The following is a 17,042-nucleotide window of genomic DNA, read 5'->3' on the forward strand; positions in this document are numbered from 1 at the left end:
CTGAAGGCGGCGTCGAAGGCGGCGCCGGGGGCGTCGAAGGCCAGGCGGCGGACGAACTGGAGCGCTTCCGGCGCGCCGACCAGGCGGTCCATGCCGGCGTCCTCCCACTCGACCGAGATCGGGCCGTCGTAGCCGATCGCGTTGAGCGCCCGGAAGCAGTCCTCCCACGGCACGTCGCCGTGACCGGTGGAGACGAAGTCCCAGCCGCGCCGCATGTCGGCCCAGGGCAGGTGGGAGGAGAGCCGGCCGCGGCGCCCGTCCCCGGTACGGACCTTCGCGTCCTTGCAGTCCACGTGGTAGATCCGGTCGGCGAAGTCGAAGATGAAGTTCACCGGGTCCAGCTCCTGCCAGACGAAGTGCGACGGATCCCAGTTGAGCCCGAACGCCTCCCGGTGCCCGATCGCCTCCAGCGTGCGCTTCGTGGTCCAGTAGTCGTAGGCGATCTCGCTGGGGTGCACCTCGTGCGCGAACCGCACGCCCACCTCGTCGAACACGTCCAGGATCGGGTTCCACCGGTCGGCGAAGTCCTGGTAGCCGCGCTCGATCATGGCCGGCGGCACCGGCGGGAACATGGCCACCGTGTGCCAGATGGACGAGCCGGTGAAGCCGACGACGGTGCGTACGCCGAGTTTCGCCGCCGCCCGCGCGGTGTCCTTGATCTCCTCGGCGGCCCGCTGCCGCACGCCCTCCGGCTCGCCGTCGCCCCAGATCCGGGCCGGCAGGATGTCCTGGTGCCGCTCGTCGATCGGGTGGTCGCAGACGGCCTGCCCGACCAGGTGGTTGGAGACGGCGAACACCTGGAGGTTGTGCTTGGCGAGGGTGGCCCGTTTGCGCTCCACGTACGAGTCGTCGGCGAGCGCCTTGTCCACCTCGAAGTGGTCGCCCCAGCAGGCGATCTCCAGCCCGTCGTAGCCCCACTCGGCGGCGAGCCGGCAGACCTCGTCGAACGGCAGATCGGCCCACTGGCCGGTGAAGAGCGTGATGGGTCGCGCCATTGTCCTTCTCCCCTGTGGTGATGGGGGATTCCGTCGCGGACCGGGGCGAGGACGACCGGAGGCGGCGGCGCGTGGGAACCGGTGGACGCCGGAGCGTCTGCTCCCGGGCGGGTTGCGCCTCCCGCCGGGTCACCGGCCACCTCGCGGTCGCCGCCTCCACTCTATGGCCTCCGTCAGGGCAGGGTCCAGCGCTGGTTCGCCGCGCCGGTGCACGTCCACAGGTGCACCGCCGTGCCGTCGGCGGAGTTGTTGCCGGACACGTCCAGGCACTTGCCCGACTGCGGGTTGCGTACCGTCCCGTCGGCCTGCGCGGACCAGTTCTGCGCGCCCGTGCCGTTGCACGTGTAGAGCTGGATCTTCGTGCCGTCCGCGCTGGCGCCGCCGGACACGTCCAGGCACTTGCCGAGCGCCTTCACCGGCCCGATCGGCGTCACCGTCCACGACTGCGCCGTCGAGCCGTTGCAGGTGTAGAGCTGGATCTGGGTGCCGTCCGCCGACGATCCGCTGCGCACGTCCAGGCACTTGCCGGCCAGGCCCTTGACCGGGCCCGTACCGCCGGTGCCGGTCGAGCGGACCAGCGTGAAGTCGTCGACGTCGAACAGCCCGGAGCCGCTGCCGGTGAACGTCAGGTGCACCGTCTGCGTACCGGACGGCACGCCGGTGAGCGCGGTGCTCACGTCGGCGAACGTGGTCCAGCCACCGGTGTTCGGCACCGCCACCTGGCCGAGCACCGGGCCGGTCGGCGAGCCGGTCCGCACCTGGAGCGTGCCGCCCGGGCCACCGGACACCACCCGGGCGCGCAGCGACGTCACACCGGTCAGGTCCAGCCCCGGGTACGCGGCCCAGTCGCCCGGGTCCACGTACCCCAGGGTCTGGCCGCCGTTGGCGCCGGCCTTGGGGTACGCGCTGACGCCGCTGGCCGAACCGAACGCCTCGGCCTGGACCGTGGTGTTGCCGGTCGGCGGCGGCGTGCCGCCGAGTTCCTTGATCCGGATGTTGCGGAACGACACGTCGTCGCCGGTGCCGTGGTTCTGGATGCCGACGTGCCCGGCGAGCGACCGCACCGGGTCGGTGTTGGTGAAGTCGTTGATGCGTACGCCGTTGAGGAAGACCTGAAGGCGCTCTCCCTCGACCAGGATCTCGTAGGTGTTCCACTCCCCCGCCGGGTTGAGCGCCGCGTCCCGGGCCGCCAGGTCGGCGGACTTGAAGCCGTAGATCGCGCCGGTGGTGCGGTCGGCCGCGTCGGTGGGGTCGATCTGGATCTCGTAGCCGTTGTTCACCGCCGAGTTCGGGTCGCTCGACGGCGGGAAGCCGACGAACACGCCGGAGTTGTCGTCACCGGCCAGCCGCCAGTCCAGCTTGAGCGAGTAGTTGGTGAACTGCTTGGCGCTGTACCAGTAGAGGCCCATGCCGCCGACCGAGGTGAGCGTGGCGTCGGCGTTGGTGAAGCTGCCCGGCCCGGCCTGCGACCAGCCGGTGGTGCCGCCGTTGTAGAGCGCGGTGTAGCCGGGCTCCGGCCGGCAGTCGGCCTTCGTGCGCCCGGCGGCGTAGCGGATGCCGCCGAGCAGGTGCGACCGGAACGCCGCGTCGGAGTACGACGCCTGGGTGTGGCCGCCGCCGGTGTAGAAGGACCGGCCGCCGCTGTACGTCTTGCACCAGGCGTGCGGGTGGTCGCCGCCCATCGAGCCACCGGAGTACGTGGACTCGTCCAGGCTGGCCAGCACGTGCGCGGTGGAGCGGGCGTTGGTGCGGTAGTCGTACCACTCGTCGGTGCGGTTCCACCGCTGCGGCAGGTGCGCGGTGGCGGCGTGCGCCCGGTCCTCCACCTTCACGACGGCCGGCTGGATGGCCGGGTGGGAGGCGAACCAGGCGCCGACCAGGTTGCCGTAGAACGGCCAGTCGTACTCGGTGTCGGCGGCGGAGTGCACGCCGACGTACCCGCCGCCGGCGCCGATGTACGCCTCGAACGCCGACTGCTGGCTGGCGTTCAGGACGTCCCCCGTGGTGTTGAGGAAGATCACCGCCTCGAAGCGGGCCAGGTTGGCGGTGGTGAACTGGGCGGCGTCCTCGGTCGCGGTGACTGTGAAGTTGTTCGCCGCGCCCAGCTCGCGCACGGCCTGCGTGCCGACCGCGATGGAGTCGTGGCGGAAGCCGGCGGTCTTGGAGAAGACGAGCACGTCGTAGGGGGCGTCGGCGGCGGCGGCCGGGCTCGCGGGGACGGTGCAGGCGATGGTGGCGAGGACGGCGGTCACCGCCCCCAGTGCGGAACGCACGAGTTTCATCGGGTTCTCCTTCATCCTCACGGCAGGGTCCAGCGCTGGTTCGCCGCGCCCGTGCACGTCCACAGGTGCACCGCCGTGCCGTCGGCCGAGTTGTTGCCGGACACGTCCAGGCACTTGCCCGACTGCGGGTTGCGCAGCGTCCCGTCGGCCTGCGCCGACCAGTTCTGCGCCCCGGTGCCGTTGCACGTGTAGAGCTGGATCTTCGTGCCGTCCGCGCTGGCGCCGCCGGACACGTCCAGGCACTTGCCGAGCGCCTTCACTGTGGCGTTCGGCGTCACGGTCCACGACTGCGCCGTCGTGCCGTTGCAGGTGTAGAGCTGGATCTGGGTGCCGTCGGCGGTGGCGGCGTTGCGGACGTCCAGGCACTTGCCGGCCAGGCCCTTCACCGGGCCGGTGCGGACGGCCGACGTGGTGAGCGTGAACGCGTCCAGGTCGTAGAGCGCCCCGGTGCCGCCGGCGAACGTCAGGTAGAGCGTGGTGGTGCCGGCCGGCGGATTGGTGATCGTGCCGGTGACTGTGGTGAACGTGTCCCAGGCGCCGGTGACCGGGACGGTGGCCGAGCCGAGCACGGTGCCGGTGGCCGAGCCGGCCCGCACCTGGAGCGTGCCGCCGGCCCCGGCGGACGAGACCCGGGCGGTGAACCCGGTGGCGTCGGCCAGCAGGTACGGCTGGAACGCGATCCAGTCGCCGTTCTGGATGTCGCCGACGGTCTTGCCGCCCTCGGCGGTGGCCTTGTCGAACGTGTTGATCCCGGACGACGTCCTGAAGTGCTCGGCCTGCCGGTGCCGGGGCTGGAGCGTGTGCTGGGTGTGGGTGGTGAGGCCGCCGGAGTCGGTGTACTCGGCGTCGAAGACGGCGAAGATGTTCGCCGCGTCGTCGTGCTCACCGTCGACGGGTACGGCGATCGAGCCGGTGCAGCCGGTCGCCGAGGTGATCTGGTGGCCGTGCTGGTCGTGGCCGAGCACGTAGGTCATCTTGACCTTCGTGCAGTCGATCGTGGCGTCCTCCGGGTCGGTGACGGTGATCCGGAACGGCACCGTGTCGCCGAAGGAGAACAGCTTGCCGTTGCCGGGCGTCTCGATCACCACCGTCGGCGCGGTGTTGCCCACCGTGACCGTCACGCTGGCGGTGCCGGTGGCGCCCTGCGGGTCGCGCACGGTGAGCGTGGCGGTGTACCTGCCGTTGGCGGTGTAGGTGTGCGACGGGTTCGCCGCGGTGGAGGTGCCGCCGTCGCCGAACGTCCAGGCGTACGTCAGCGCGCCGCCCTCCGGGTCGGACGAGCCGGCCGAGGAGAACGCCACGGTGAGCGGCGCGGCGCCGGAGGTCCGGTCGGCGGCGGCGCGGGCCACCGGGGCGCGGTTGGCGCCGCCCAGGTAGTCGAATCGGTACAGCGCCGAGTTGGCGTCGCCGTTGAAGTAGCCGGTGCCGTAGTCGAGCACGTAGTACGCGCCGTCCGGGCCGAACGCCGAGTCCATCACCTGCTTGCCGGTCCACGGGAAGCTGTCGATGGTGCCGGGTGAGCCGTCCGCGTTGACGTGGATCGGCTTGATCCAGCCCCGGCCGAACTCGGTGGCGAAGAACTGCCCGTCGAACGACTGCGGGAACTTCGTGGTGGACGGGTTCGCCGCGTCGTACCGGTAGACCGGGCCGCCCATCGGCGACTCGGAGCCGCCGCCGAACTCGGGCGGGCTGCCGGCGTCACCGGCGTAGCGGATCCAGGACGGCTTCGCCGCAGGCAGCGTGGCCAGGCCGGTGTTGCGGAACGAGTTGTTCGTCGGCCCGCCGGTGCAGTTGAACTTCGGGCCGGCGGTGCCGGTGGCGAAGTCCCACTCGGCGTACGTCTCGGCGGCCGTGTTGGTGCCGGTGCAGTACGGCCAGCCGTAGTTGCCGGGCCCGGTGACCCGGTTGAACTCGACCTGCCCGGACGGGCCGCGGGCGGTGGTGGTGCCGGCGTCCGGCCCGTAGTCGCCCACGTAGACGACGCCGGTGGCCTTGTCGACGCTGATCCGGAACGGGTTGCGGAAGCCCATCGCGTAGATCTCCGGGCGGGTCCGCGCGGTGCCGGGCGCGAAGAGGTTGCCGGCCGGGATCGAGTACGTGCCGTTGGCGTTCACCTTGATCCGCAGGATCTTGCCCCGCAGGTCGTTGGTGTTGCCGGCGCTGCGCTGCGCGTCGTACCCGGGGTTGCGGTTGGTGCGCTCGTCGATCGGCGCGTAGCCGGCGGAGTCGAACGGGTTGGTGTCGTCGCCGGTGGACAGGTAGAGGTTGCCGGCGGCGTCGAAGTCGATGTCGCCGCCGACGTGGCAGCACAGCCCCCGGTCGGCCGGTACGTCGAGCACGTCGACCTTGCTGGCCTGGTTGAGCGTGAAGTCGGCGTTGAGCGTGAACCGGGACAGCCGGTTGACGCCCTGCCAGGCGGAGAAGTCGCTGCCGGTGGCGGGGGCGTCCCCGGCCGGGGTGGACAGCGGCGGGGCGTAGTAGAGGTAGATGTGCCGGTTGGAGGCGAACCCGGGGTCGACGCCGACGCCCTGGAGTCCCTCCTCGTCGTGGGTGTAGACCGGCAGCGTGCCGACGACCGTGGTGGCGCCGGCCGCGTCGGTGCGGCGCAGCGTGCCGTTGCGGGCGGTGTGCAGGACCGACCGGTCGGGCAGCACCGCGAGCGACATCGGTTCGCCGGTCTCGGCGACACCGCGGGCGAGTTCGACCTGCTGGAAGTCGCTCGCCGGGATCGGGTGGGCGGACGCCGGGACGGACGCCGCGGCCACTGTGACGGTGCCGGCGGTGGCCGCGAGCAGCAGCGCTGCGGCAGCGGCGATCGGTCGCCGGGCACGGGGGTGGTGGGGGTGGCTGGACATGCTGTGCTGTCCCTTCCTGACGCGCGCAGCCAGGACCGGGCGCGCGTCGCGCCGGATGCCGAGCAGGGGGATGCTGCGCCGGCCCGCCGGGAGGTCGGCGGGCCGCGACCTCCGGTCAGGACCGGAGGTCACCTCGCCGAGGCGGGCGGTGCGGGGCGATCTGGTGCGGGGCGATCACCTCGGCGAAACAGCGTTGTGCTGTGCACGACATTAAAACCTTTCGATCAGCCTGTCCATAGCTTCTGATCGATCGGCTTTGACTTTCGCCGCTCAGCGACAAAAGTGGGTGTCATTCGTGGCGGTCGACCGCCCGCTCCGCGAGCGCCGCCAGCACCCGTCGCGCCGGCTCCGCCAGCGGCAGCGCGTCCAGCGCGACCAGTGCGGCGTCGGCCCGGGTGCGGATCATCCGCTCCACCGCCTCCCGAGCGCCGGACTCCTCGACGATGCCCCGCACCTCGGCCGCGCCCGCCTGGTCGAGGCCGGGATCGCCGACCAGCTCCCCCAGCCGGGCCGCGCCGGCGGGGGAGGTGGACGCCCGGGCCAGCGCCAGCAGCACCGTCGGCTTGCCCTCCCGCAGGTCGTCCAGGTTGGACTTGCCGGTCACGGACGGGTCGCCGAAGACGCCGAGCAGGTCGTCGCGGAGCTGGAACGCGTCACCGAGCGGGTCGCCGAACCCGGCCAGCGCGGCCACCTCCTCCGGCGAGGCGCCGGCGAGCGCGGCGCCGATCTGCACCGGACGGGTCACGGTGTAGCGGGCCGTCTTCAGCCGTACCACGGTGAGCGCGCTCGCCACCGTGCCGTCCCCGGCCGCCCCGACCACGTCCAGGTACTCCCCCGCGATCACCTCCGAGCGCATCCGGGACAGCAGCATCTGCCCCCGGCGCAGCCGCTCGGGCGGCAACCCGCACCCGTGGAACATCTCGGCCGACCAGGTGGCGCACAGGTCGCCGCAGAGCACCGCCGCCTGCCGGCCGTACGCCGCCGAGTCGCCCTGCCAGCCGCAGCGGGCGTGCAGGTCGGCGAAGAACCGGTGCAGCGTCGGCGCGCCCCGGCGGCGGTCGCTGCGGTCCACGATGTCGTCGTGGATCAGTGCGAACGCGTGGAACAACTCCAGCGAGGCCGCGGCGACCACGATCGCCGGGGCGTCCGGGCCGCCGAACCCCCGCCAGCCCCAGTAGCAGAACAGAGGGCGCATCCGCTTGCCGCCGGCCAGGACGAACCAGCGTAGAGCGGTGTGGACGGCCCCCGTACCGTCGTCCGGCCGACCCGGCTCTCTCGCGTCCAGGAACGCGGCGAGCGCGGCGTCGAAGCGGCCCCGCAGCAGGGCCGGGTCGGTCGGTGCGACGGTTACGGTCATGGTGCCTCCCAGGCCAGTCCGGCGACTTCGAGCAGCAACGCCTTCACATCAGTGGCCTCCACCCGGGGCCGGATCGCGGCCCGGTCGGAGCAGAGCAGCACCGGGCCGTCCGCCGGGTCGGCGGGCAGGCGCCCGTGTGAACCACGCACCGCCCGCGCGCCCGCGTCCAGCCCCACCACGTTCATGAGGTAGCGCAGCCCGAGCTTCTTGCGGGCCAGCGCCACCGCCGCCCGGCGCTTCGCCGCGCCCGGCGCGGCCGGGTCGAAGAACAGCTCGGCCGGGTCGTAGCCGGGCTTGCGGTGGATCTCGACCAGCCGGGCGAAGTCGGGCGCCCGCGCGTCGTCGAGCCAGTAGTAGTACGTGAACCAGGCGTCCGGCTCGGCCACCAGCACCAGCTCACCAGAGCGCGGGTGGTCCAGGCCGTACCCGGCCTGCCCGGCGGCGTCCAGCACCTCGGCCACGCCCGGCAGCGCGGCGCAGAGCTTCGCCACGGCCGGCACGTCCGCCGGTTCCCTGACGTAGACGTGCGCCACCTGGTGGTCGGCCACCGCGAACGCCCGCGACGTCCACGGGTCGAGGTATTCCATCCCGGCCTGGGTGTAGACCCGCAACAGCCCCTCGGCGCGCAGCATCCGGTTCACGTCCACCGGGCGGGACACGTCGGTGATGCCGTACTCGGACAACGCCACCACGGTGGCTCCCTGCTCGCGCGCGGCGTCGAGCAGCGGGCCGAGCACACCGTCCAGCTCGGCCGCCGCGGCCGCCGCTCGCGGGTCGGACGGGCCGAAGCGTTGCAGGTCGTAGTCCAGGTGCGGCAGGTAGACCAGGGTCAGGTCGGGGGCGTGGTCGGCGAGGATCCGCTGCGCCGCCCGGCTGATCCACGCCGAGGACGGCAGCCCGGCGCCCGGACCCCAGTAGCTGAACAGCGGGAACGTGCCGAGCGCGTCGGTGAGCGTGTCCCGCAGCTCGGGCGGGTCGGTCCAGCAGTCCGGCTCCTTGCGGCCGTCGGCGTGGTAGACCGGGCGCGGCGTGACCGTCCAGTCCACGTCCGCGCCCATCGCGTACCACCAGCAGACGTTCGCCACCCGGTAGCCCGGCTCGACGCGGCGGGCCGCCTGCCACACCTTCTCGCCGCCGACGAGCCCGTTGTGCTGCCGCCACAGCAGCACCTCGCCCAGGTCGCGGAAGTACCAGCCGTTGCCCACCACGCCGTGCCCGGCGGGCAGCTCGCCGGTGAGGAACGTGGACTGCGCCGAGCAGGTCACCGCCGGCAGCACGGTGCCCAGCTCGGCGGCGAACCCGGCCTCGGCCACCGCGCGCAGCCGCGGCATGTGCGCCAGCAGACGCGGCGTCAGCCCGACCACGTCGAGCACCATTAGCCGCCGGCTCACGAGGGCACGCCTTCCGCCGCCCGCGGACCCGGAGCGCCCACCCCGCCGCCGTCGGCCAGGCCGAGCGCGGTCAGCTCGTCGCGGGCGAACGCCAGCTCGGCGGCGATGCCGGCGGCCAGCTCCGCGTCGCCGCGCGGCCGCCGCGCCTCCGGCAGCACCCCCCAGGTGTACGTCTCGACGTCGAGGTGGTCGCAGCCGGCGACCGGACCGGCGTACAACGCGGCGAGCGCCTCGCGCAGCACCGGGACCGTGGAGCGCAGCGGCGGCTCGGGCGGGGCGTGCAACGGCACGTGGTAGTGCACCCGCCACGCCCCGGGCAGGCGCGCGTCGAGTGCGGCGTCGAGGTCGTCGGCCGCGTACGCCGGATCGGCCGGATCGGCGGCGCCGCACACTCCGGCGGCCCGGGTCTGGTGCAGGAACCTCGGTTCGACGAAACGGCGCAGCGCCTCGCTCGCCCCGGCCGGGTCGGGCGCCTCGATCGCGGCCGACACCTGGACCTTGACCACCGGCAGCCCGGCGGCACGCAGCCCGGCCAGGGCATCCGCCGGCCGCTCCCAGGCACACGCCAGGTGCGCGAGATCCAGGCAGATCCCGAGCCGGTCGGTATCCATGTCTGAGAATACCTCGCGTGCTTGTCCCGTCGACTCCACCAGACAGCCCGGTTCCGGTTCGAAGCCGGCCCGGATCATCCGGCCGGTGTCCCGCTGCACCGCGGCCAGGCCCTCGGCCAGCGCGTCCAGCCGGCGCCGGGCGGTGGCGGCCCGCCCGGCGTCCCACGGGGTGCGCCAGGCCAGCGGCAGCGTCGAGATCGAGCCCCGGACGGCGTCGTCGGGCAGCAGATCGGCCAGTACCCGGGCCAGGTCCAGCGTGTACGCCGACCGCTGCGGCGTGGTCCAGTCCGGGTGGTACACCGCGCCCTTCACCACCGGGGCCTGGAACGCGGCGTACGGGAAGCCGTTGAGCGTGACCACCTCCAGCCCGCGTACGGTCAGCTCGTGGCCCAGCCGGCGGCGGGCCGCCGGGTCGGCGGCGAGCGCGGCGGCCACCGGCGCGGCCAGCCAGAGGCCGAGCCCGAGCCGGTCGACGCCGAGCGCCCGGCGTACCGCGACCGCGTACGTGTCGAGCTGGGCGACGACGCCCGGCAGGTCCTCGGCCGGGTGCACGTTCGTGCAGTAGCCGAGGTGGACGGTCGTGCCGTCGGCGTGACGCAGCCGCATCACGCGCCTCCCCGCAGGATCGAGTTGCCGGCGAACGTGGCCGACGAGTCCTCCAGGTCGGTCAGGTCGAGCCGGCCGGACTGGCCGTAGAACTCCACCGGGTTGCGCCACAGCACCCGGTCCACCTCGTCGGCGTCGAACCCGGCCAGCAGCATCGCCTCCCCGGTGGCCCGGGTCAGCAGCGGGTCCGACCGACCCCAGTCGGCGGCGGAGTTCACCAGCATCCGCTCGGTGCCGTACCGCTTCAGCAGCTCCACCATGCGCGGCGGCGACATCTTCGTCTCGGGATAGATGGAGAAGCCCAGCCAGCAGCCGGTGTCCCGGACCAGTTCCACTGTCACCTCGTTGAGGTGGTCGACCAGCACCCGCCCGGGCGGGATGCCCGACTCGGTGACCACCGCGAGCGTCCGCTCGACGCCGCGCGCCTTGTCCCGGTGCGGCGTGTGCACCAGCGCGGGCAGGTCGTGCGCGACGGCCAGGGCGAGCTGCCCGGCCAGCGCGGCGTCCTCGGCCGGCGTCATCGCGTCGTACCCGATCTCGCCGACCGCCACCACGCCGTCCTTGTCCAGGTAGCGGGGCAGCAGGTCGAGCACCGGCCGGCAGCGCGGGTCGTTCGCCTCCTTCGGGTTCAGCGCCACTGTGGCGTGGTGCCGGATGCCGAACTGGCCGGCCCGGAACGGCTCCCACCCGATCAGCGAGTCGAAGTAGTCCACGAAGCTGTCCACGCTGGTGCGCGGCTGGCCCAGCCAGAACGCCGGCTCGACCACCGCGCGGACCCCGGCGGCGGCCATCCGCTCGTAGTCGTCCGTGGTGCGGGACGTCATGTGGATGTGCGGGTCGAAGATGCGCATGTCACGCCTCCGTGGTGGGGATGGTCAGCCGGCGCAGCAGGTCGGTCGCGTCGGTGGGCATGTCGCGACCGGCGGCGTGCCGTTCGGCGGCGAACGCGGCGAGCATCCGGGCCAGCTCGCCGTCGGCGCGGTCGGCCAGGCCGTCGACCACCGCCAGCGGCACGCCGGTGAACACGCACTTGAGCACCGCCTGCCGCCAGGTCGCCTGCTCCAGGTGCCGGGCGTACGGGCCGAGCGCGGCGGCGACCAGCCGGGTGTCGTTGGTGCGGATCGCGTCGTGCAGCAGCGGCACGCATTCCGCGCCGATCGGCAGCAACGGCAGCGCGCGCAGCACGGCGCGTTTCTCGGCGGCGTCGCCCTGCCGGTACAGGGTCTCCGCGGCTACGGCGTGGCCGTTCGGCAGCGCGGTCAGCAGCAGCGCCCGCGCCGCGTCGTCGGCCGTCCAGCCGGGCAGGTCGGGCAGCGGCCCGCGACCGCACCGCCGGGCGGCGGCGGCGAAGAACCGCTCGACGGCCGTGGGTTCGGTCGCGACGCGGCGCAGCGCCGCGTCCAGCCACTGCGGATCGGGTACGCCCCGAAGCGCGGCGCGCAGTCGGTCGGGTGTCATGCCGTCTCCCCTCTGCCGGGTGGAAGGTGGTGGGTCACCGCCCCTCGCCGCGCGAGGCGGCGGTGCGCAGGTAGTCCAGTGAGCGGGCGGCGACGGCCGGGGCGGCGTGCGAGTGCCGGGGCAGTTCCACGGCCACCAGCCCGCGGTAGCCGGCGTCGGCCAGGGCACGCAGCACCGGCGGGAAGTCGATCTCGCCGGTGCCGAACTCCAGGTGCTCGTGCACACCCCGGCGCATGTCGTCGATCTGCACGTTGACCAGGTGCTCGGCGACCTCGGACACGCACTGTGGCACCGGCAGCGGCTCCAGGCAGCGGCAGTGGCCGATGTCGAGCGTGATGCCGAAGCCGGGCGGCGCGCCGAGCGCCTCGCGCAGCCACCACCACCCGGCGATGTCCTCGACGAGCATGCCCGGCTCCGGCTCGAAACCCAGCGGCACGCCCGCCTCCGCCGCCTCGGCGCACACCGTCGCGCAGCCCGCGACCAGGCGGTCGGCCGCGACATCGGGTGGTACGCCGGGCGGGCGTACGCCGGCCCAGAAGGAGACCGCCTCCGCGCCCAGGTCGGCGCCGATCCGGACGGCCCGGCGCAGGAACTCCACCCGCCGTGCCGGGTCGTCGTGCAGCAGTGTCGGCGCGTGCTTGTGGCGCGGGTCGAGCAGGTACCGGGCGCCGGTCTCGACCACCACTGCGAGGCCGAGCGCGTCCAGCCGGCGGCGTACGGCGGCGACCCGGCGGGCCAGGCCGGGGGCGAACGGGTCCAGGTGGTCGTGGTCGAGGGTGAGCGCGACGCCCACGTACCCGAGGTCGGCGATCACCGCCAGCGCGTCGCCGAGCCGGTGGTTGGCGAAGCCGTTGGTGCCGTACCCGAAGCGCAGCGCGCCCGGTCCGGACAGTGGGCCGGCGGCGGCCCGGGTGGGCGCGGCGGTCATGTCGGTGAGATCAGTCGGGCCAGGCGGCGGCCGAGCGGGGCGGCGCCGGCCACGGCGAGGCCGAGCATCCGGGCTCCGGCGCGGGCGGTCAGCGCGCCCTGCAACGCGGGCAGCCCGGTGATCCCGGCCCCGACGGCGGCGCGCACCCGGCCCGGTGACGGGTCGGCGAGCACCCGCGCCTGGGCCCGGCCGTAGCGGGTGGCGTATCCGGCCGCGAGGACCGCCGGCACGAGGTCACCGAGCCGGGCGGCGCGGCTGGAACCGCCGCGGCCGGTGGCGGGTTGCGTGGGCCGGGCCGGGGTGGCGAGCGCGATCAGGGCGGTGCCGGCCAGTGTGAGGCCGGGCAGCCGCCGGTCCGCGCCGGTGACCTCGCGGCGGGACAGCGCGGTCACGGTCCAGGTGTGCGCCGCGACTGTAATCGCGGCCGGCAGCGCCCGGACCACCCGCCCGCCGGACGCGCCGAGCAGCACGTCCAGCCCCCGGCACGCGGCCATCACCGCCGGGCCGGCCGCGGTGTTCTTCGCCCGTAGGTCGTACCCCCAGATCGTCGCGGCGAGTGGGAGCGCGGCCGCTGCCGCGCGGCGGCCCCCGGCGGCGGTGGCTACCGCGAGCCCGGCGGCGGTCAGGCCGGACGCGACGCCGAGCGCGACGGACGGGCGCACCCGGCCGGACGGGATCGGCCGCTCCGGCCGCTCGACCGCGTCCAGCCGCCGGTCGGCCCAGTCGTTGGCGGCCATCCCGGCCCAGTAGAGCAGCACCGACGCGCCGGCCAGGGCCGGTGTGCGCGGGCCGAGCGCACCGGCGGCCGCCGCGCCGGAGAGCACATCCCCCGGTACGGAGAGCGCGGCGGGCGCCCGGACCAGGTCGGCCAGGTCGGCCAGGCGGGTCACGGCGTCACCCGGGCGTGCAGGCCGGCGACGAAGTCCCGCAGCACCGTCCACTGGTCGCCGAGCGCGTGGCCGGTCGCGCCGAGCGGATCCTTGAAGAAGAACGCCAGCTCGGTCAGCGGGCCGTGGTGGCCGGCGGCGTGCGCGGCGGCGGTGAGCCGGGCCAGGTCCAGCACGAGCGGCGCGGCCAGCGCGGAGTCGCAGCCGTGCCAGGTGAACTCCATCCGCATGCCGGTGCCCAGGAAACCGGCGAACGTGACCAGATCCCAGGCCGTCTTGAAGTCGCCCAGTTCCTCGACGTACTCGATCCGGGTGTGGCCCTCCGGCAGGTAGCCGAGCGTCTCGGCGAGCACCCGCTGCTTGCTGCCCACCTTCGCGGCGTTGGCGGCCGGGTCGGCGAGCGTGGCGCCGTCGCCGCCACCGAGCAGGTTCGTGCCGGACCAGGAGCGCACGGCCAGGTGCCGCATCGCGAACATCGGCGCGAGCACCGACTTGAGCAACGTCTCGCCGGTCTTGCCGTCGTGCCCGGCGTACGGCAGCGCGTGTTCGGCGGCGAGCGCGGCCAGGGCCGGCAGCCGGGCACCGGTCGACGGGGTGAAGTCCACGTACGGGCAGCCTGCGGTGAACGCCGCGTACGCGTATCCGGAGCTGGGCGGCAGCACGTCGGCCGGGCCGGTCAGCGCGTCCCGCAGCGCGGCCAGGTCGTGGTGCGCCGGGTGCGGGACGGGCGCCGGCTCAGTCGCGGCGACGTTGACCACCACCACCCGGTCCAGCCCGTGCCGGTCCCGGAACCCGGTCAGGTCACGGACCACAGTGGCGATCCGCTCGCCCTGGTCGCCCTCGGTCGGTGCGGGACGCAGGGCCGCCTCGACGGCGGCCAGGTCCGGTGCCACGGCGTCGGCCAGCCGGGCGGGCAGCACCCCGGCGGCGGCCAGCGCCTCGGCGCGTTTGGTGAGCGGGGTGGCGACCACGTCGTGGCCGCCGAAGACGAGATCGGCGAAGCCCGGCAGGGCGGGCCCGCGCAGGTCGGGCAGCTCGGTCACGCAGCCGGTCGGCGCGGTGAGCCCGGCCCGCAGGGCCAGCCCGCCGACCACGGCGGTGGTGGCGACCGAGCCGCGCGCACCCACCAGCCAGACACCCGTACGCATTCGCGCTACCTCCCCAGGTAAGGCCGGTCCGCCGGTGCGGCCGGGGAATCCCGGTCCGGCCGCACCGGAGGGCCGTACTGGTCGTGCCGGCGGACACCGGCGGCACGCTCCCCGGAGCCGGCCTCGTCCCCGCCGCGGGGCGCAACCGCGGCGGGCCCTCGCCGGCCGGCGCCGGTGAGTGTCGGCGGACCCCGCAGGGGCCGCCTCGGGTCAGGCGGAAGCTTCGGCCAGAGCGGGCTCCACCTCCGTCCAGGCGGCCCGCTCGGCCGAGCGGGTCACCGCGTCGAGCACGAGCTGGACCTGAAGCGCGTCGGCGAACGACGGTGCCGGGTCGGCGCCGGTGGCGACCGCCTCGACGAAGTCGCGCGCCTGGTGGGTGAAGGAGTGCTCGTAGCCGATGATGTGGCCGGGCGGCCACCACGCACCCAGGTACGGGTGGTCCGGCTCGGTCACCAGGATCCGGCTGAAGCCCTGCTCGGCGGCGGGCCGCGTGGCGTCCAGGAACTCCAGTTCGTTGAGGCGTTCCAGGTCGAACACGACGCTGCCGCGCGAGCCGTTGATCTCGACCCGCAGGGCGTTCTTGCGGCCGGTGGCGAACCGGGTCGCCTCGTACGTGGCCAGCGCTCCCCCGTCGAGCCTGGCCACGAACACCGCCGCGTCGTCCACAGTCACCTGACCCGTCGCGCTGCCGTTGCCGTCGGCCTGCGCGGCGAGGCCGCTCGACCCGGCGACGAGTGGCCGCTGCCGCACGAACGTCTCGGTGAGCGCGCTGACGCCGCTGACGAGCTGACCCGTGACGTGCTGGGTCAGGTCGATGATGTGCGCGCCGATGTCACCGAGCGCGCCGGAGCCCGCCCTGTCCTTCTGCAACCGCCACACCAGCGGGAACTGCGGGTCGACGATCCAGTCCTGGAGGTAGGTCGCCCGGACGTGCCGGATCTCGCCGATCCGCCCGTCGGCCACCAACTGCCGCATCAGGGCGACAGCGGGCACCCGCCGGTAGTTGAAGCCGCACATCGCGCGTACCCCGGACTCGCGGGCCCGGGCCGCGGCCTCGGTCATCTCCCGGGCCTCGGCGACGCTGTTGGCGAGCGGCTTCTCGCACAGCACGTGCTTGCCCGCGGCGAGCGCGGCGAGTGCGATCTCGCGGTGGCTGTCCCCCGGCGTGCAGATGTCGACCACGTCGATCTCGTCGGACTCGACGAGCCGCCGCCAGTCGGTGGTGTAGCCGTCCCAGCCGAGCCGGTCGGCGGCCTCGGCCACCTTCGGTTCGTCCCGGCCGCAGACGAGCGCCATCCGCACCCGCGCCGGCAGGTCGAACACCCGGTTCACGGTGCGCCACGCCTGGGAGTGCGCGGCGCCCATGAACGCGTAGCCGACCATGCCGACGCGCAGGATGCTGTCATGACTGGACAAGGTGGGTCTCCCCCCGTGTGTCAGAACCCGAGCTTCAGGTAGTCGCTCGCGTTCTCCTTGGTGATCGTCTCGGAGGCGAGCACGATCTCCTTCGGTACCTGGAGTTCGACCAGGTCGGACATGCCCTTGCCCTGGCCGATCAGGCGGGCCAGGGAGATGGCCGAGGAAGCCATCGAAGGGCTGTAGGTGACTGTGGCCTTGAGGACGGTGTTGTCGGCGGCGATGTCCTCCATGGCCTTCTTGGAGCCGGCGCCGCCGACCATGATGAATTCCTTGCGGTTGGCCTGGTTGACCGCCGCCAGCACGCCGATGCCCTGGTCGTCGTCGTGGTTCCAGACCGCGTCGATCTTCGGCAGCGCCTGGAACAGACCCGTGGCGGCCTGCTGCCCGGAGTCGACAGTGAACTCCGCCGGCCGCCGGTTGGCGACCTTGAACCCGTACGAGGCGAGCGTGTCGGCGAACCCCTTGGACCGTTCCTGGGTCAGCTCCAGCGACTCGATGCCGGGGATCTCGCCGATCACCGGGTTGCTCACGCCCTTGGCCTTGAGCTGCTCGGCGATGTAGGTGGCGGCGGCCACCCCCATGCCGTAGTTGTCGCCCTTGATCTGCAGCCGGTAGGCGCGCGCGTCCGGGAAGGCCCGGTCCAGGTTGACCACCGGGATGCCGGCCTTCATCGCCTCCAGGCCGAACGCGTTGAGTTCCTTGCCGTCGTGCGGCAGCAGCACGATCACGTCGGGCTTCTGCGAGATCAGCGTGGACAGCGCCGCCCGCTGGGCCGCCGCGTCCGCGCCGGCCTCGACCGACTTCAGCTCCACGTCCTGGTACGCCCCGGCCTGCGCCTTGGCGTTGTTGGTGATGGCGGCGATCCAGCCGTGGTCGGCGGCGGGAGCGGAGAAGCCGATGCTCACCTTCTTGCCCGTCTCGGTGTTGGCGCCGGAACCGGCCGCCTTGGTCTGCGCCTCGGTCGGGTTCTGCTCGTTGCTGGTGCAGCCGGCGAGCAGCACCCCGGCGGAGACGGCGGCCCCGCCGAAGAGCAGCCGGCGGCGGGACAGGTCATGGCGCGGTGTTCTCATGACGCCTCCTGGGATGAGGTGGTGGGGTGGTTTCG

At 73.7% G+C, this 17,042-nt stretch carries 13 protein-coding genes; all 13 read right to left on the bottom strand.

Annotated elements, in window-relative coordinates:
* Positions 1-995: sugar phosphate isomerase/epimerase (locus EAD96_RS10120; protein WP_147457862.1), on the bottom strand; the 995-nt coding region annotated here is incomplete at its 3' end.
* 173 nt (positions 996-1,168) lie between these two features.
* Positions 1,169-3,277, bottom strand: coding sequence for a ThuA domain-containing protein (locus EAD96_RS10125; protein ID WP_121684109.1), 2,109 nt, complete (start codon positions 3,275-3,277; stop codon positions 1,169-1,171).
* 17 nt (positions 3,278-3,294) lie between these two features.
* Positions 3,295-6,132: an RICIN domain-containing protein gene (locus EAD96_RS10130; RefSeq protein WP_121684087.1), complete on the bottom strand. Its 2,838-nt coding sequence runs from the start codon at positions 6,130-6,132 to the stop codon at positions 3,295-3,297.
* Between the two features lie 289 nt (positions 6,133-6,421).
* Positions 6,422-7,489: a polyprenyl synthetase family protein gene (locus EAD96_RS10135; protein ID WP_120568562.1), complete on the bottom strand. Its 1,068-nt coding sequence runs from the start codon at positions 7,487-7,489 to the stop codon at positions 6,422-6,424.
* Positions 7,486-8,880 carry an alkaline phosphatase family protein gene (locus EAD96_RS10140; RefSeq protein ID WP_121684088.1) on the bottom strand — a complete coding sequence of 465 codons (1,395 nt, stop codon included), beginning with the start codon at positions 8,878-8,880 and terminating at the stop codon, positions 7,486-7,488. Before EAD96_RS10140 ends, EAD96_RS10135 begins: the two co-directional genes overlap by 4 nt.
* Entirely contained in the window at positions 8,877-10,097 is a 1,221-nt protein-coding gene (eboE, locus tag EAD96_RS10145; RefSeq protein ID WP_121684089.1) for a metabolite traffic protein EboE, read from the bottom strand. The genes EAD96_RS10140 and eboE overlap by 4 nt, the downstream gene beginning before the upstream one ends.
* Positions 10,097-10,948: a TatD family hydrolase gene (locus EAD96_RS10150; protein WP_120568559.1), complete on the bottom strand. Its 852-nt coding sequence runs from the start codon at positions 10,946-10,948 to the stop codon at positions 10,097-10,099. The genes eboE and EAD96_RS10150 overlap by 1 nt, the downstream gene beginning before the upstream one ends.
* Position 10,949: 1 nt before the next feature.
* Complete coding sequence (locus EAD96_RS10155; protein ID WP_121684090.1) at positions 10,950-11,555, bottom strand: EboA domain-containing protein; 606 nt, start codon at positions 11,553-11,555, stop codon at positions 10,950-10,952.
* Between the two features lie 34 nt (positions 11,556-11,589).
* Positions 11,590-12,483: a sugar phosphate isomerase/epimerase gene (locus EAD96_RS10160; RefSeq protein WP_121684091.1), complete on the bottom strand. Its 894-nt coding sequence runs from the start codon at positions 12,481-12,483 to the stop codon at positions 11,590-11,592.
* Positions 12,480-13,373: an SCO3242 family prenyltransferase gene (locus EAD96_RS10165; protein WP_121684092.1), complete on the bottom strand. Its 894-nt coding sequence runs from the start codon at positions 13,371-13,373 to the stop codon at positions 12,480-12,482. Before EAD96_RS10165 ends, EAD96_RS10160 begins: the two co-directional genes overlap by 4 nt.
* Entirely contained in the window at positions 13,370-14,518 is a 1,149-nt protein-coding gene (locus EAD96_RS10170) for an inositol-3-phosphate synthase (RefSeq protein ID WP_121684093.1), read from the bottom strand. Before EAD96_RS10170 ends, EAD96_RS10165 begins: the two co-directional genes overlap by 4 nt.
* A gap of 210 nt (positions 14,519-14,728) precedes the next feature.
* Entirely contained in the window at positions 14,729-15,934 is a 1,206-nt protein-coding gene (locus tag EAD96_RS10175) for a Gfo/Idh/MocA family protein (protein ID WP_121684094.1), read from the bottom strand.
* A 20-nt stretch (positions 15,935-15,954) separates the two neighbouring features.
* On the bottom strand, positions 15,955-17,007 hold the full coding sequence (locus tag EAD96_RS10180) for a substrate-binding domain-containing protein (RefSeq protein ID WP_121684095.1): 1,053 nt from the start codon (positions 17,005-17,007) through the stop codon (positions 15,955-15,957).
* Positions 17,008-17,042: the final 35 nt, after the last annotated feature.

Origin of the sequence: Micromonospora sp. BL1 (genome assembly GCF_003667485.1) — a bacterium.
GTDB classification, from domain to species: domain Bacteria; phylum Actinomycetota; class Actinomycetes; order Mycobacteriales; family Micromonosporaceae; genus Micromonospora; species Micromonospora tulbaghiae.

Coding starts and splice junctions, on each gene's coding strand:
- EAD96_RS10125 (WP_121684109.1), bottom strand. CDS start 3,277: ATGAAACTCGTGCGTTCCGCACTGGGGGCGGTGACCGCCGTCCTCGCC.
- EAD96_RS10130 (WP_121684087.1), bottom strand. CDS start 6,132: ATGTCCAGCCACCCCCACCACCCCCGTGCCCGGCGACCGATCGCCGCT.
- EAD96_RS10135 (WP_120568562.1), bottom strand. CDS start 7,489: ATGACCGTAACCGTCGCACCGACCGACCCGGCCCTGCTGCGGGGCCGC.
- eboE (WP_121684089.1), bottom strand. CDS start 10,097: ATGCGGCTGCGTCACGCCGACGGCACGACCGTCCACCTCGGCTACTGC.
- EAD96_RS10150 (WP_120568559.1), bottom strand. CDS start 10,948: ATGCGCATCTTCGACCCGCACATCCACATGACGTCCCGCACCACGGAC.
- EAD96_RS10155 (WP_121684090.1), bottom strand. CDS start 11,555: ATGACACCCGACCGACTGCGCGCCGCGCTTCGGGGCGTACCCGATCCG.
- EAD96_RS10160 (WP_121684091.1), bottom strand. CDS start 12,483: ATGACCGCCGCGCCCACCCGGGCCGCCGCCGGCCCACTGTCCGGACCG.
- EAD96_RS10170 (WP_121684093.1), bottom strand. CDS start 14,518: ATGCGTACGGGTGTCTGGCTGGTGGGTGCGCGCGGCTCGGTCGCCACC.
- EAD96_RS10180 (WP_121684095.1), bottom strand. CDS start 17,007: ATGAGAACACCGCGCCATGACCTGTCCCGCCGCCGGCTGCTCTTCGGC.